15 protein-coding genes are annotated in these 13,224 nt (G+C 67.5%); 11 read left to right on the forward strand and 4 right to left on the reverse strand.

The window, feature by feature from the left end; translation table 11 throughout:
- The first annotated feature begins 2 nt into the window (after positions 1 to 2).
- Positions 3 to 707: a glutathione S-transferase N-terminal domain-containing protein gene (locus EJO71_RS24135; protein WP_125951048.1), complete on the forward strand. Its 705-nt coding sequence runs from the start codon at positions 3 to 5 to the stop codon at positions 705 to 707.
- Between the two features lie 4 nt (positions 708 to 711).
- On the opposite strand, the gene EJO71_RS24140 is transcribed toward EJO71_RS24135, so the two are convergent.
- From EJO71_RS24140 to nthA, 4 genes are all read right to left on the reverse strand, one after another.
- Complete coding sequence (locus EJO71_RS24140) at positions 712 to 2,010, reverse strand: glutamate carboxypeptidase (RefSeq protein WP_276311677.1); 1,299 nt, start codon at positions 2,008 to 2,010, stop codon at positions 712 to 714.
- A 71-nt stretch (positions 2,011 to 2,081) separates the two neighbouring features.
- Entirely contained in the window at positions 2,082 to 2,444 is a 363-nt protein-coding gene (locus tag EJO71_RS24145) for a nitrile hydratase accessory protein (protein WP_125951047.1), read from the reverse strand.
- Entirely contained in the window at positions 2,441 to 3,106 is a 666-nt protein-coding gene (gene nthB, locus EJO71_RS24150; protein WP_125951046.1) for a nitrile hydratase subunit beta, read from the reverse strand. The genes EJO71_RS24145 and nthB overlap by 4 nt, the downstream gene beginning before the upstream one ends.
- Complete coding sequence (gene nthA / locus EJO71_RS24155; protein WP_125951045.1) at positions 3,103 to 3,750, reverse strand: nitrile hydratase subunit alpha; 648 nt, start codon at positions 3,748 to 3,750, stop codon at positions 3,103 to 3,105. The genes nthB and nthA overlap by 4 nt, the downstream gene beginning before the upstream one ends.
- Positions 3,751 to 3,820: 70 nt before the next feature.
- Here nthA and EJO71_RS24160 point away from each other — a divergent pair, with 70 nt between their 5' ends.
- From EJO71_RS24160 to tssG, 10 genes are all read left to right on the forward strand, one after another.
- Positions 3,821 to 4,663: a thymidylate synthase gene (locus EJO71_RS24160; protein ID WP_125951044.1), complete on the forward strand. Its 843-nt coding sequence runs from the start codon at positions 3,821 to 3,823 to the stop codon at positions 4,661 to 4,663.
- Between the two features lie 5 nt (positions 4,664 to 4,668).
- Positions 4,669 to 5,190 carry a dihydrofolate reductase gene (locus EJO71_RS24165; RefSeq protein ID WP_125951043.1) on the forward strand — a complete coding sequence of 174 codons (522 nt, stop codon included), beginning with the start codon at positions 4,669 to 4,671 and terminating at the stop codon, positions 5,188 to 5,190.
- Positions 5,191 to 5,194: 4 nt separating this feature from the next.
- The gene (locus EJO71_RS24170) at positions 5,195 to 6,349 is read left to right on the forward strand and encodes an App1 family protein (RefSeq protein ID WP_125951042.1); all 1,155 of its coding nucleotides are present in this window, start codon (positions 5,195 to 5,197) and stop codon (positions 6,347 to 6,349) included.
- 171 nt (positions 6,350 to 6,520) lie between these two features.
- Complete coding sequence (locus tag EJO71_RS24175) at positions 6,521 to 6,760, forward strand: hypothetical protein (RefSeq protein ID WP_125951041.1); 240 nt, start codon at positions 6,521 to 6,523, stop codon at positions 6,758 to 6,760.
- Between the two features lie 471 nt (positions 6,761 to 7,231).
- Positions 7,232 to 7,813: a type VI secretion system contractile sheath small subunit gene (gene tssB, locus EJO71_RS24180; RefSeq protein WP_125951040.1), complete on the forward strand. Its 582-nt coding sequence runs from the start codon at positions 7,232 to 7,234 to the stop codon at positions 7,811 to 7,813.
- 61 nt (positions 7,814 to 7,874) lie between these two features.
- Entirely contained in the window at positions 7,875 to 9,377 is a 1,503-nt protein-coding gene (gene tssC, locus EJO71_RS24185) for a type VI secretion system contractile sheath large subunit (protein ID WP_125951039.1), read from the forward strand.
- Between the two features lie 58 nt (positions 9,378 to 9,435).
- Entirely contained in the window at positions 9,436 to 9,918 is a 483-nt protein-coding gene (locus EJO71_RS24190; RefSeq protein ID WP_125951038.1) for a type VI secretion system tube protein Hcp, read from the forward strand.
- A 32-nt stretch (positions 9,919 to 9,950) separates the two neighbouring features.
- Positions 9,951 to 10,415 (forward strand): type VI secretion system baseplate subunit TssE, encoded by a 465-nt coding sequence (gene tssE, locus EJO71_RS24195; RefSeq protein WP_125951037.1) that lies wholly within the window; start codon positions 9,951 to 9,953, stop codon positions 10,413 to 10,415.
- A gap of 10 nt (positions 10,416 to 10,425) precedes the next feature.
- Positions 10,426 to 12,207, forward strand: a complete 1,782-nt coding sequence (tssF, locus tag EJO71_RS24200; RefSeq protein ID WP_125951260.1) for a type VI secretion system baseplate subunit TssF — start codon at positions 10,426 to 10,428, stop codon at positions 12,205 to 12,207.
- A complete protein-coding gene (tssG, locus tag EJO71_RS24205; RefSeq protein WP_125951036.1) occupies positions 12,171 to 13,211 on the forward strand; it encodes a type VI secretion system baseplate subunit TssG in 1,041 nt (346 codons plus the stop codon). The genes tssF and tssG overlap by 37 nt, the downstream gene beginning before the upstream one ends.
- Positions 13,212 to 13,224: the final 13 nt, after the last annotated feature.

Genomic DNA, 13,224 nt, shown 5'->3' on the forward strand with positions numbered 1-13,224 from the left:
TCATGAACGACCTCTCGAGCTTTCCCATCACGAAGAAGTGGCCCGCGCAGCACCCCGACCGGCTGCAGCTGTACTCGCTGCCCACGCCCAACGGCGTGAAGGTGTCGATCATGCTGGAGGAAACCGGCCTGCCCTACGAGCCGCATCTCGTGAGCTTCGAGACCAACGACCAGATGTCGCCGGAGTTCCTGTCGCTCAACCCGAACAACAAGATCCCGGCCATCCTCGACCCCAACGGGCCCGGCGGCAAGCCGCTGGCCTTGTTCGAGTCGGGCGCCATCCTCGTGTACCTTGCCGAGAAGACCGGCAAGCTCATCCCGCAGGACGCCGCCGGCCGCTACGAAGCCCTGCAGTGGGTGATGTTCCAGATGGGCGGCATCGGCCCGATGTTCGGCCAGCTCGGCTTCTTCAACAAGTTCGCCGGCAAGGACTACGAAGACAAGCGCCCGCGCGACCGCTACGTGAACGAGTCGAAGCGACTGCTGGGCGTGCTCGACAAGCGGCTCGCCGACCGCGCCTGGATTCTTGGCGACAGCTACAGCATCGCCGACATCGCCACTTTCCCCTGGATACGCAACCTGATCGGCTTCTACGAGGCGGGCGACCTGGTCGGCTTCAAGGACTTCCCCAACGTCGCGCGCACGCTCGAAGCCTTCGTGGCGCGCCCCGCCGTCGTGGCGGGGCTGGGCATTCCGAAGCGCGGTTGAGCGGTCAGTTGCTGCTGCTGGACAGGTCCATCAGCATGCGCGAGAGCAGGTAGAGCCGCGGCACCACGCTCTCGACTTCCGCGTATTCCTCCGGCGTGTGGATGCCGCCACCCACGATGCCGAAGCCGTCGAGCACCGGCACGCCGACGCCCGCCACCAGGCTCGCATCGGCCGCGCCGCCGCTGCTTTCGATGGTGAGCTTCTTGCCGATCTCGGCGTAGATGCCCTCGGCCATGCCGACCAGCTTGTCAGACGCAGACGAGCGCGGCATCGGCGGCAGGCCGCGGATCAGGCGGACCCTCACCTCGGTCTCGGGAATGAGCTTGTTCTGCGAGATGCGCACCAGGTCCTTCTCCACGCGGTCGAGCTCCTCGGGCGTGGCGGCGCGCACGTCGCCCTTGGCGCTCGCCGTCGCAGGGATCACGTTGGTCGGGCCGTTGGCCGTGAGCACAGTGAAGTTGACAGTGGTCTTCTTCGCCGCGTCGGCGGTCTTCGATAGCTGCAGCACCTGGTGCGCCACTTCCATCGCCGCGTTGCGGCCCGCCTCGGGCGCCACGCCCGCATGAGCGGCAAGCCCCTTCACCTCGACGAGCGCGGTGGCCGAGCCCTTGCGCTCGACCACGAGGCCGTCGGCCGGACGGCCCGGCTCCAGGTTCAGCGCCACGTCGTGCTGCTTGGCCACGCGCTCGATGAGCGCGCTGGTGCCCACGGAGCCGGTCTCCTCGTTGGTGTCGAGCAGGAAGGTGATCTGCCCATAGTCCTTGAAGCCGATCTGCTGCAGGATCTTCAGCGCGTAGAGGCCGGCCACCACGCCGCCCTTGTCGTCCATCACGCCGGGGCCGTAGGCGCGGCCGTCCTTGATGTAGAAGGGCTTGGCCGCTGCCGTACCTTCCTTGAACACCGTGTCCATGTGCGCGAGGATCAGGATCTTCTTCTTGCCCTGGCCGGTCAGCGTGGCCACGACGTTGGTGCCGGGATGCGGATCGGCCGGAAAGGTCTCGATGCGCGCGCCCAGCTTGCGCAGTTCTTCCACCGCCATCTCGCGCACCTTGGCCAGGCCCGCGGTGTCCGCCGAGCCCGAGTCGATGTTGACCATGGTCTCAAGCATCTTGAGCGCGCCGTCCTTGCTCTGCGTGGCCGCATCGAGCACGGCCTGGTGCGGCTTCTGGGCCATCGCATTGCCGGCGAGGAGCGCGCAAGCGAGCGCGGTGCACTGGGCGATGGCAAGCATGCGGCGGCGGGCGGGGGCCGCGGGTTTCATGGCCGAGGGAGCCGGGAAGGGATGGCGCGAGTGAGTCGTCATGTTGTCCGTTCTGTTGATGGAAATTCCGGGAAGGCGCGGCACGGGGCTGCCGCATGCACTCTACAGACACTTCAGCCGGGAAAGTCTTCCCCGCGCAGCTCGATCGGCTGGCCGTGCGGCGTGCGGCCGGCCGCGTGTTCCCAGGCGTGGCGATAGCGGGCGAGTTCGTCGCCGGAGCTGGCGCCCTTGCGGGCCACCAGTCCTTCGAGCGCCGCGAGCCAGTGGCGGTAGTAGGTGGTGCCGTTGTCGGGGTCGCCCGCGGCCTGCGCCGCTGCGATCTGCACAGCCAGCGCCTCGGCCCATTCCGGCCAGGTGAACAGGCCGCGCTCATGCAGCACCAGCGTCATCGCGAAGGCCTGCGCTTCCCAGGGTGCATTGAAGACGGGGCCGTCCGCGTCGCGCGGCATGCCGGGCGAAAGGGGCATGCCGCTCATGCCACCGCCTCCAGATAGCTTTCCCACGCATCGACCGATACCGACAGGTTCTGACGCGGCACATCGTCGCCCCATAACTCGGCTTCGTCGAACTCCACCGTGTAGAGCCACTGCGGCTGCTCGCCGAGCCCTTGCGCGTTCGTGTCGGCGAACACGTGCGCGCCATGCACGTGGATGATCGTGCCGCGCTTGCCCTGCACGTAGCCCGGCAGCCGCGTGTGATGGTCGACCTTGCCCAGGTGCATGCGCACCGGCTGCCCCAAAGCGAAGCGCGCCGGAGCCGGTGCCGGCCGTTCGGTGGGCGAGCCCTTGGCAAGAACGGCCGGCACGTTGGCCGCCTGCAGCACGCGAGCCACCGGAGCGGCCGTGTGACGCATCTCCCCGCTCGCGATCTCGTCGGGATGAATCTGCCCGCGCTGCAGCATCAGCTGCTCCAGCGCGGCAAGCCATATCTGGTAGTAGCTCAGCTCGCGATAGTCCGGCAGCGTCTCGCGCACGGCGCGGCTCGCATCGATGTTCCACGAGCCGGTGGCTCCCATGGCCAGCACCAGCGCCAACGCGCGCGGCTCCCAGCCGGCATGGAAGAGTTCGCCTTCGGCTTCGGGCACCACCTTGCCGAAGCCCGGCAGGCCGCCGAGATCGGCCTTCGTCATGTAGCTCATGCGGCACTCCCTGCTTCGGCGGGCGCGCCGGCCAGCCGCGTGCCGATCATCGAATCGCGCGAGACCAGTGCGGCGAGCTCTTCTTCGCCCAGGCTTTCGGTACCGGCGGGTCGCTGCGGGATCACGAGGTAGCGCACCTCGGCAGTCGAGTCCCAGACGCGGATGCGCGTGGTGTCGGGCAGCGTCGTGCCGAAGTCGGCGAGCACGCCGCGCGGGTCCTTCACCACGCGCGAGCGGTACGGCGCGCTCTTGTACCAGGTGGGTGGCAAGCCCAGTACCGGCCACGGGTAGCAGCTGCACAGCGTGCAGACCACCATGTGATGCAGCTCGCCGGTGTTCTCCACCGCCACCATGTGCTCGCCCTGCCGGCCCGTGTAGCCCAGCGAGGCGATCGCCGCCGTGGCATCGGCCAGCAGCCACTGCCTGAATGCCGGATCGACCCAGGCCCGCGCCACCACGCGCGCACCGTTGCGTGGGCCGACCCGGGTCTGGTAGGTGTCGATCAGAGCGTCGAGTGCGGCGGGGTCGATGTAGCCCTTCTGCGCGAGCACGCTCTCGAGCGCGCGGACGCGGAGGTCCATCTCGCCGAGTTCGCTGTGTTCATGGTCATGGTCGTGATCGTGGTGGGGGTGGTCGGCGCTCATTCCGGCGATGCTACGCCCGGGCACTTAAAATTCGAAGCCTCCCGCCAGTTCCCCCGGAAGCCCCTCCTCCATGACCTCCACGCCCGCCCGCCCCGTCCGCTCCCAGTACGAAGATTTCATGCGCCACGTCGACACCCATGGCGTCTTCAAGAGCGACCGCACGGGCACGGGCACCAAGAGCGTGTTCGGCCACCAGATGCGCTTCGACCTGAACGAGGGCTTCCCGCTGGTCACCACCAAGAAGGTGCACCTGAAGTCCATCATCCAGGAACTGCTGTGGTTCCTCACCGGCTCGAGCAACAACAACTGGCTCAAGGAGCGCGGCGTCACCATCTGGGACGAATGGGCACGCGAGGACGGCGACCTCGGCCCCGTATACGGCGTGCAATGGCGCAGTTGGCCCACCCCCGACGGCGGACACATCGACCAGATCGCCGATGTCATCAAGACGCTGAAGACCAACCCCGACTCGCGCCGCATCATCGTGAGCGCCTGGAACGTGGCCGAACTGTCGAAGATGGCGCTCATGCCCTGCCATGCCTTCTTCCAGTTCTACGTGGCACCGCCGCAGGCCGAGGGCGAACGCGGCAAGCTCAGCTGCCAGCTCTACCAGCGCAGCGCCGACATCTTCCTGGGCGTGCCCTTCAACATCGCGAGCTACGCGCTGCTCACGCACATGATCGCGCAGCAGTGCGACCTCGACGTGGGCGACTTCATCTGGACCGGCGGCGACTGCCACATCTACAGCAACCACGCCGAGCAGGTGGCGCTGCAACTCAGCCGCACGCCCTACCCGTACCCCACGCTGAACATCAAGCGCAAGCCGGCTTCCATCTTCGACTACCAGTACGAAGACTTCGAGGTGCTGGACTACCGGCACGGCGATCCGATCAAGGCGCCCGTGGCGGTGTGAGCTGAATGAGCAAGCCCCGCATCCACCTCATCTTCGCCCGCGCCGCCAACGGCGTGATCGGCATCGACAACACCATCCCCTGGCACATCCCGGAGGACATGGCGCACTTCAAGCAGCAGACAGCCGGCGCGCCGGTGATCATGGGCCGCAAGACCTGGGACTCGCTGCCGCCGCGCTTCCGGCCGTTGCCCGGCAGGCGCAACATCGTGATCACGCGGCAGGCCGACTGGCAGGCCGAGGGCGCGCATCGTGCGGGCAGCCTGCAGGAAGCGCTGTCGCTCTGCGAGTCGCCGGACGCCCAGACCGCGTGGGTCATCGGCGGCGCGCAGATCTACGCCGAGGCCGAACCGCTCGCGCAGCGCGCGGTGGTGACCGAGGTTGCGCGCGACTACGAAGGCGATGCCTACGCGCCGGAACTCGACCCTTCTTCCTGGCGCGAGACGCAGCGCGAGTCGCATGTCTCGGCCAAGGACGGCATCGGCTTCAGCTTCGTGACCTACGAGCGCGTCGCCCCCGCGGCGAAGTGAAGCGATGAACGACCGCGCCCCGCACCGGCCAGCCTTGCCCGGCTTGCGGCGCAGGTCGGTGGTGGCGGGGGCGGCGCTGCTCGCAGGCCTCGCACCGATACGGGCGCTGCAGGCCGCGGAGCCTCTGAAGCCGGACGAAGAAGCGCTCTTCATGACCGGCACGGCGCGCCCCACCGCCGACGGCCGACTCGAGGTCGACATCCATGCATGGATCTTCGAGCGCGAACATCGCTGGGGCCTCGACACTGCGCTCGCGCGCTATCTGGGCCTGAGCCTGAAGAAGCTCTCGCCCGCCGCGCGCCTGCGCTTCAGCCAGCGCACGGCCCTCTTCCATGCGGAGTCGGAAGAAGACAAGCGGATCGACGTCGCCTTCGACAACAGCTCCGAGCGCGTGACGATGCCCGCATCGGGAAAGGACGGCCGCACCAACCTTCGCATCGTGATAGACGTGCCGCGTGCACCGTTGCTGCCCACTTCGCCCTCGCCGAGGGATTGGGTCCAGTTCCACGGTGTGACAGGCCCCGGCGAACTGCTGCACCGCTTCAGGGGCCAGGCGCTCGTGGTGCCCGCGCAAGGCGTGTCGGTCATCTCGGACATCGACGACACCATCAAGCGCACGCAAGTGCGCGACCGGCGCGAGATGCTGCTCAACACCTTCGCGCGGCGCTTCGAGGCGGCACCGCGCATGGCAGGCTGGTACCGCGAACTCGCGAAGACGCCCGACACGCGCTTTCACTATCTGTCGGCGAGCCCCATACAGCTCTACCCTGCGCTCTCGGATTTCATCCGCACCGCCGACTTTCCCGCAGGCAGCATGCACCTGCGCGAGAGCACCACATGGCGCACGCTGATTCCCGGCGAGGACGATTCGCGTGGACACAAGCTCGGCGTGATCGAGCGGCTGCTCACCGAATTTCCGCAGCGCCGCTTCGTGCTGGTCGGCGACTCGGGCGAGGCCGACCCCGAGATCTACGCGCAAACGTTTCGCTCGCATCCGCAGCGCATCGACAGCATCGTGATACGCGATGTGACCGGCGAAAGCCGCACGTCCGATCGCTATCGCGCGACCTTCGAAGGCATCGACCCGGTCCACTGGCACATCGTGATGCCGGACACCACAGCATGGCCTGTTCAGGCCATCGGCCAGAGCAGAAACTAGTCAGCTCATCGGCAGGTTGCCAGAAACAAACTGGCACCTTCGTCGCCTTCGCGCCGCCAAAGGAACACTTCGGTACACGCGAGGAAAGGCACGCGCGGCGCAGGGTTTAGACAACGCTAATTGTTTGTGCGCACAATGTCCGCAACGCCCTCAACCAAAAGGAGACGGGTCATGTCCATGGAATTTCTTCGGGCTATCGCCGAGCAGAAATTGCCATATGTCATCCACACGCCGGCAGACATCGACAGGCTGCGCGTGCTGCGTGCGGCAGAGTTGGTGACGGCATTCATTCCGCCTTCGGACCGCGCATCCGATGCGCGCGCGATCCGTCAGCTGGCCCAGGTCGAATCGATCACCGCCAAGGGTCGGCTCGCGCTCAACAAGGCCACTTCGGCATTCATCGAACTGTAGGAAAACGCGGCTGCGTTTCCCTGCTCGACACCCTCCCCCGTTGCCACAGCCCAGGCTGCGGCGCTTCCATTCCGGCTGTTACAAATAGCCCGTTTTTTCGCGCGCATGCCCCCGGCGCGCGAACACCCAGCACCCCTCCTCCCGTGCCATCCGCCTGACCGGATGCACCGACTTGCGTGCCCATCCGATATCACGCTGGACATTTGCGTGTCAATTACGTGACGAAACGCTCAGAAGTAATGTTTTCCAGACGTTGAGCACTTGCTTTTTCGGCAGGTTTTACACGCGATATGGGGTACCTACCCAATTCTGGGGATTGTTAGCAGATATCTCGATTTGTATCTTTCGTACCGTCTTTGATGCATTGCCGCGACTGCAACGGCAACGGACCGCGCGCCGCCCGACCAGGCGACGGGCGTCGAAAACCGCAACGAGTGTTCCTGTCACTTCAACCTTTTCTGAGAGCGAAAAATGTCGAATAGCCTGCAAAACTGGGTTGGACGCAATCGTCCGCCGCGCGTCCAGATCACCTACGACGTCGAGATCGGCGACGCAGTCGAAAAGAAGGAGCTGCCGCTGGTGGTGGGCCTGCTGGCCGACCTCTCGGGCCAGCCCGCGCAGCCGCTGGCGAAGCTCAAGGAACGCCGCTTCGTCGAGATCGACCGCGACAACTTCGACGGTGTGCTCGGCAACATCTCGCCGCGCCTCGACCTCTCGGTGCCCGACACCATGAAGGGCGAAGGCAACCTGAAGATCGAGCTGAACTTCAAGCAGTTCGCCGACTTCCATCCCGAAGCCATCGTGAGCCAGGTGCCCCGCCTGGCCAAGCTGCTCGAAGCGCGCCAGCAACTGCGCGACCTGCTCGCCAAGCTCGACGGCAACGACGAACTCGACGGCCTGCTCGAGCGCGTGGTGCAGAACAGCGAAGACCTCAAGACGGTCCAGAGCCAGGCCAGGGCCGAAGCCGGCGCTGCACCTGCGCAAGCCGCGGCGGCCGCACCGGACGCCGCACAGACCCAATCGTCCCCCGAAGCCGAAGCTCCGGCAGCGTGATCAACCACGCCGGCCGCCGCGCACCCGCGCGCAGCCCGGCACTTCATGAATGGTGATAGAGATGGCCAACAAATCCAAAGCCGCCGAAGCCGGCAGTGCAGCAACCACCGTCACGACCAGTGACCTGAGCCTGCTCGACAAGATCGTCCACGAAGGCAACATGACGACCGAGCCTTCGCAGGGCGCCTACGCGAAGAAGCTGATCGGCCAGCTGGCTTCGCAGATCCTCGACGAAGGCATGAAGACCAGCCCCGACAAGGGTGTGGTCACGCTGATCAACGAGCGCGTCGCCGAGATCGACCGCCTGCTGACCGACCAGCTCAACGCGATCCTGCACGCGTCCGAGTTCCAGGCCCTCGAAGCCTCGTGGCGCGGCCTGCACGACATGGTGTTCGGCACCGAGACCGGCAGCAACCTGAAGCTGCGCCTGCTCAACGTGAGCAAGAAGGACCTGCTGAAGGACCTGGAGACCGCCGTCGACCACGACACCAGCGTGCTCTTCAAGAAGATCTACGAAGAGGAATACGGCACCTACGGCGGCCACCCCTACTCGCTGCTGATCGGCGACTACTACTTCGGCCGCCACCCGCAGGACATCGCCCTGCTGGAGCGCATCTCCCGCGTGGCCGCCGCCGCGCACGCCCCCTTCATCGCCGCCGCCGCGCCCGCGCTGTTCGACTTCAAGTCGTTCACCGAACTGGGCGTTCCGCGCGACCTCTCCAAGACCTTCGAGAGCGCCGAGCTCGCCTCGTGGCGCGGCTTCCGCGACTCGGAGGACTCGCGCTACGTGTCGCTGGTGCTGCCCAGCTACGCGGTCCGCCTGCCCTACGGCGCCAAGACCGTCCCCGTGGAGAACTTCAACTACGAGGAAGACGTGGACGGCACCGACCACGGCAAGTACCTGTGGGCCAACGCCGCCTACCAGCTCGGCCTTCGCATCACGCAGGCGCACTCGCTGTACGGCTGGACCACCGCCATCCGCGGCGTGGAAGGCGGCGGCAAGGTCGACGGCATGGTGGCCCACGCCTACAAGACGGACGAAGGCGACGTCGCCCTGAAGCCGCCGACGGAAGTGACCATCACCGACCGCCGCGAGAAGGAACTGAGCGACCTGGGCTTCATCGCCATCGTCAATTCCAAGGGCTCGAACACCGCCGCCTTCTTCGGCGGCCAGACCGTGAACAGGCCCAAGGTGTACGACAAGGACGCGGCCAACGCCAACGCGGCCGTCTCGGCCCGCCTGCCCTACATCCTGGCCGCCTCGCGCTTCGCGCACTACCTGAAGGTGATCGTGCGCGACAAGATCGGCAGCTTCCAGACGCAGGCCGACATGCAGAAGCATCTGAACAACTGGGTGGCCAACTACGTGCTGGTGAGCCCTTCGGCTCCGCAGGCCATGAAGGCCAAGTACCCGCTGAGCCAGGCCCGCGTCGACGTGACCGAAGTGCCGGGCAAGCCGGGCTCGTACCGCGCCATCGCCTTCCTGAAGCCGCACTTCCAGCTCGAGGAACTCTCGGCCTCGATCCGCCTGGTGGCCGACCTGCCGGCCGCTGCAGCTGCCTGATCGCCTCCCCCAATCAACGTCGACGAACAACTGATCGTCAGAAAGAAAGAACTCTCCAATGCCCATCTATCTCAAGATCCCCGGCGTCACCGGCCAGACCCAGATCGAAGGCCACAAGGACGAACTGGAAGTGCAGAGCTTCCAGTTCGGCGCCGGCCTCGCCGTGACCGCAGGCACCTCCAACCAGGAGCGCACCGCGGGCAAGCCCAGCTTCTCCGAGATCACCGTGACGCGTACCAGCGACTCGGCCACGCCCCAGCTGCTGCAGAAGCTCGCCAGCGGCACGGTCCTCGCGGGCGACACCATCATCACCTTCCCGCGCGAAGACAAGGACGGCCTGCTGCCACTGCTGGTCATCACGCTGACCGACGTGATCATTAGCAACCTCTCGGTGTCCAGCGGCGGCGACCTGCCATCGGAAAGCTTCTCGCTGAACTACGCGGTCATCAAGGCCAAGTACACGAAGCAGAAGGAAGAAGGCGGCCAGGAAGGCGTCGCACCGTTCGGCTGGGACATCTCGAAGAACATCGCGGCGGCCTGATGACGGCCCGACGCTGACGTCCGGCGCTCACCGTGTCCGAACTTGTCAAAGGGGGCGTGCTGCCCCTGTTCGACCGGCTGGCGTCGCCGCAGCAGTCCGGGCTCGCCCCTGGCGGCGCGCATCTCGAGACGATGGAGTCCGTGCAGGACTCCATCGGCCGGGAGCTGCGCCGGCTGTTCAACACGCGCTCGCCGCTTTCGGCGGACGAGTACGCGCAGGGCAGCGGCACGGTGCTGGAGTACGGTATTCCCGATTTTTCCTCGCTCAGCGCACAGAACGCAGCCGACCTTCAACAGTTGGCTGCGTTGCTGCGCATGGCCGTCTCGCGCTACGAACCACGCCTCGCTGACGTGAGCGTGCAGGTGAGCGCCACGCCCAACCGGCACGAAGTGGCGCTGGTGCGCATCGGCGCCCAGGCCCGCGCCGGCCTGGCGCTGCGCCGCGTGGACTTCGAGATGCTGCTCGGCACGCCGGACAGCCTGATGAAAGTCGCCTGACGTGTCCGACATACAGCACAGCGACCTGCTGCAGTACTACAAGCGCGAGCTGTCCTACCTGCGCGGACAGGGCGCGGACTTCGCGCAGCGCTACCCCAAGGTCGCGTCGCGCCTCTCGCTGCACGGCGGCGAATCGCTCGACCCGCACACCGAACGGCTGATCGAGTCGGTGGCCTTCCTGTCGGCGCGCGTGCACCGCGACCTCGACCAGGAATTTCCCGACGTCGCCTACGCCCTGCTCGACAACCTCTGCCCCTCGCTCGTGCAGCCGCTGCCCTCGATGTCGGTGGCGCAGTTCGGGCTCGATCCTGCGCAGGGCAAGGTCACGGCCGGCTTCCGCGTGCCCCGCCACACCGTGCTGCATGCGCGTACCTCGCCGCACGCGCCGGGTGCTTCATCGCAGGACTGCCGGTTCCGCACCGCCTGGGACACCGTGCTGTGGCCGGTGCGCATCGCGCACGCCGCCATCGATGCCGACGCCGTGCTGCGCCTGGCACTCGAATGCGAAGCCGAGGCCGACTTCTCCGAGCTGGAGATCGACACGCTGCGCATTCACCTGCAGGGCGACTGGATGACCACGATGCCGCTGTACGACGCGCTGGTGTCGGGCGTGAAGTCGGTGTTCCTCACTCCCGAAGGCGGCATGCCGCAGACGCTGCCGGCGGACGCATGGCGCGAGGTCGGCTTCGCCGAGGGCGAGGAGGTGCTGCCGCAGCCCGCCAACGCGCAACCCGCCTACGGCCTGCTGCAGGAGTACTTCGCGTTCCCGCGCAAGTTCCATTTCTTCGACCTGCATCACCTTCGCTCGCGCCTGGGCAGCGGAAAACGCTGCGAGCTGGCGTTCCAGCTCGACCGCTCCACGCGCGCGCTGCGCTACATCGACGCCGAGAATTTCCAGCTCGGCTGCACGCCCATCGTCAACCTGTTCCCGCGCGTGAGCGAGCCGCTGGCAATGGACCAGCGCCACTACGAATACATGCTGGTGCCGGACCGCCAGCGCGACGCCACCACCGAGGTGCACTCCATCGTCTCGGTGATCGCCTCCGACCCGGACGCCGACAAGCCCGTCGACGTGCCGGGCTTCGCGGCGCTGGGCCACGTCGACGGCGCCAGGGGCACGCAAGGCGCGGTGTTCTGGTCCGCGCGGCGCGAGCCCTGCCTGCGCCAGAACATTCCCGGCACCGACGTCTTCCTGTCCTTCGTCGACCAGGGCAAGGCGCACACCCGGCCCGCGCAGCCCGTGGTGTATGCGCACCTGCTGTGCACCAACCGGCGCCTTGCCGAGCAGGTGCCCGTGGGCGCGCGCCTGCTGGCCGAGGGCCCGCCGCAGCCCACGCACGTGCGCTGCCTGTACGAACCCACCGCACAGCGCGATCCGCCGCTGGGCAGCGAGACGCTGTGGCGCCTGGTGTCTCTGCTCACGCTCAATCACCAGTCGCTGGTGGACGGCTCCACCGGTCGCGAGCAGCTGCGCGAGATGCTGCTGCTGTTCGCTTCCGACAGCCGGCGCGACCATGCCCAGATACGCGGCATCGCCGGCCTCTCGGCGCGCGGCGTCACCGCCCACGTGGGCACCGAGGCCTGGCGCGGCTACTGCAGGGGCACGCAGGTCACGCTCGAATTCGAGGACGACGCCTTCGTCGGCGGTTCGCCGCTCCTGATGTCGGCGGTGCTCGCGCGCTTCTTCGCGATGTACACCTCGGTCAATTCCTTCGTGCGCCTCGCGGTGCGCAGCGGCGAGGAAATCCGCAAGCAATGGGCGCCGATGACGGGCCGTCAGGTGGTGCTGTGATCGTCGACGAACTCAGCGCCCGCCCGCAGGACTTCAACCTGTTCCAGGCCATCAGCCTGCTCGAGCGCGCCACGCCCGACGCGGTGCCCGTGGGCCGCTCGCAGGGCCCGCGCGAACGCGAGGCCGTGCGGCTGCATGCCTTCGTCTCGCTGGCCTTCGAGGCCAGCGACGTGCGCGCGGTCGGCACCCGCGCGCCCACCGGCGAGCCCTGGACGCTCACCACGCCCACACTCTCGCTGGCCGGCAGCGGCGGCCCGCTGCCGATGCCCTTCACCGAGATGCTGCTGGAGCGCCGCCAGCAGCGCGATCACGCCACGGCGGACTTCCTCGACATCTTCAACCACCGCTTCCTGGCGTTCCTGTACCGCAGCCGCCGCAAGCATCACGTCGCGCTCAACCCGCTGTCGCCCTCGCGCTCCACGCTGGCCGCCACGCTCGACGCCGCCAGCGCGCTGGGCCTGCGCGCCGGCGTGCGCGCGCCCGACGGCTCCGCGCTGTGGCTGCGCCATGCCGGCTTGCTGGGCGGCGCGCCGCGCGGCATGACTGCCCTGCTGGCCCTGCTGCGCGACCGCCTCGGCGTGAAGGTGCACGGCACACAGTTCCGCGGCCGCTGGCTCACGCTGGAGCCCGATGCCTCGGCGCGGCTCGACATGCGCCAACCGCTGGGCGGCGGCGCGGTGCTCGGCAAGCGCGTGTGGGACCAGGGCGCCGGCATCCGCCTCGTCTTCAGCGAGCTGAGCCAGCAGCGGCTGCGCGACCTGCTGCCCAAGGGCGCCGACCACGCGCTCGCCAAGTGGCTGGTGCGCCGCTTCATCCCACAGGACCTGAAGGTCGAGATGGAACTCAGGCTGGCGCCCGCCGAGCGACGCAGCAGCGTGCTCGGCGCCGCCAACCCCATGCGCCTGGGCTGGACCTCCTGGGTCGCCGGGCCGGGCTTCCGCGGTGCGCTGCCGCCCGTTCAACACACCCTGACCAGCGACGGCGGCGACGCGCCCCACGGCTGATCCGAACACGCTC

The sequence above is a fragment of the Variovorax sp. 679 genome (assembly GCF_003952185.1).
In the GTDB taxonomy this organism is placed as follows: Bacteria; Pseudomonadota; Gammaproteobacteria; order Burkholderiales; family Burkholderiaceae_C; genus Variovorax.

Excerpts from the sequence above, each read along its gene's own strand:
- EJO71_RS24135 (WP_125951048.1), top strand. The coding sequence starts at position 3 with ATGAACGACCTCTCGAGCTTTCCCATCACGAAGAAGTGGCCCGCGCAG.
- EJO71_RS24140 (WP_276311677.1), bottom strand. The coding sequence starts at position 2,010 with ATGACGACTCACTCGCGCCATCCCTTCCCGGCTCCCTCGGCCATGAAA.
- EJO71_RS24145 (WP_125951047.1), bottom strand. The coding sequence starts at position 2,444 with ATGAGCGGCATGCCCCTTTCGCCCGGCATGCCGCGCGACGCGGACGGC.
- nthB (WP_125951046.1), bottom strand. The coding sequence starts at position 3,106 with ATGAGCTACATGACGAAGGCCGATCTCGGCGGCCTGCCGGGCTTCGGC.
- nthA (WP_125951045.1), bottom strand. The coding sequence starts at position 3,750 with ATGAGCGCCGACCACCCCCACCACGATCACGACCATGACCATGAACAC.
- EJO71_RS24160 (WP_125951044.1), top strand. The coding sequence starts at position 3,821 with ATGACCTCCACGCCCGCCCGCCCCGTCCGCTCCCAGTACGAAGATTTC.
- EJO71_RS24165 (WP_125951043.1), top strand. The coding sequence starts at position 4,669 with ATGAGCAAGCCCCGCATCCACCTCATCTTCGCCCGCGCCGCCAACGGC.
- EJO71_RS24170 (WP_125951042.1), top strand. The coding sequence starts at position 5,195 with ATGAACGACCGCGCCCCGCACCGGCCAGCCTTGCCCGGCTTGCGGCGC.
- EJO71_RS24175 (WP_125951041.1), top strand. The coding sequence starts at position 6,521 with ATGTCCATGGAATTTCTTCGGGCTATCGCCGAGCAGAAATTGCCATAT.
- tssB (WP_125951040.1), top strand. The coding sequence starts at position 7,232 with ATGTCGAATAGCCTGCAAAACTGGGTTGGACGCAATCGTCCGCCGCGC.
- tssC (WP_125951039.1), top strand. The coding sequence starts at position 7,875 with ATGGCCAACAAATCCAAAGCCGCCGAAGCCGGCAGTGCAGCAACCACC.
- EJO71_RS24190 (WP_125951038.1), top strand. The coding sequence starts at position 9,436 with ATGCCCATCTATCTCAAGATCCCCGGCGTCACCGGCCAGACCCAGATC.
- tssG (WP_125951036.1), top strand. The coding sequence starts at position 12,171 with ATGGGCGCCGATGACGGGCCGTCAGGTGGTGCTGTGATCGTCGACGAA.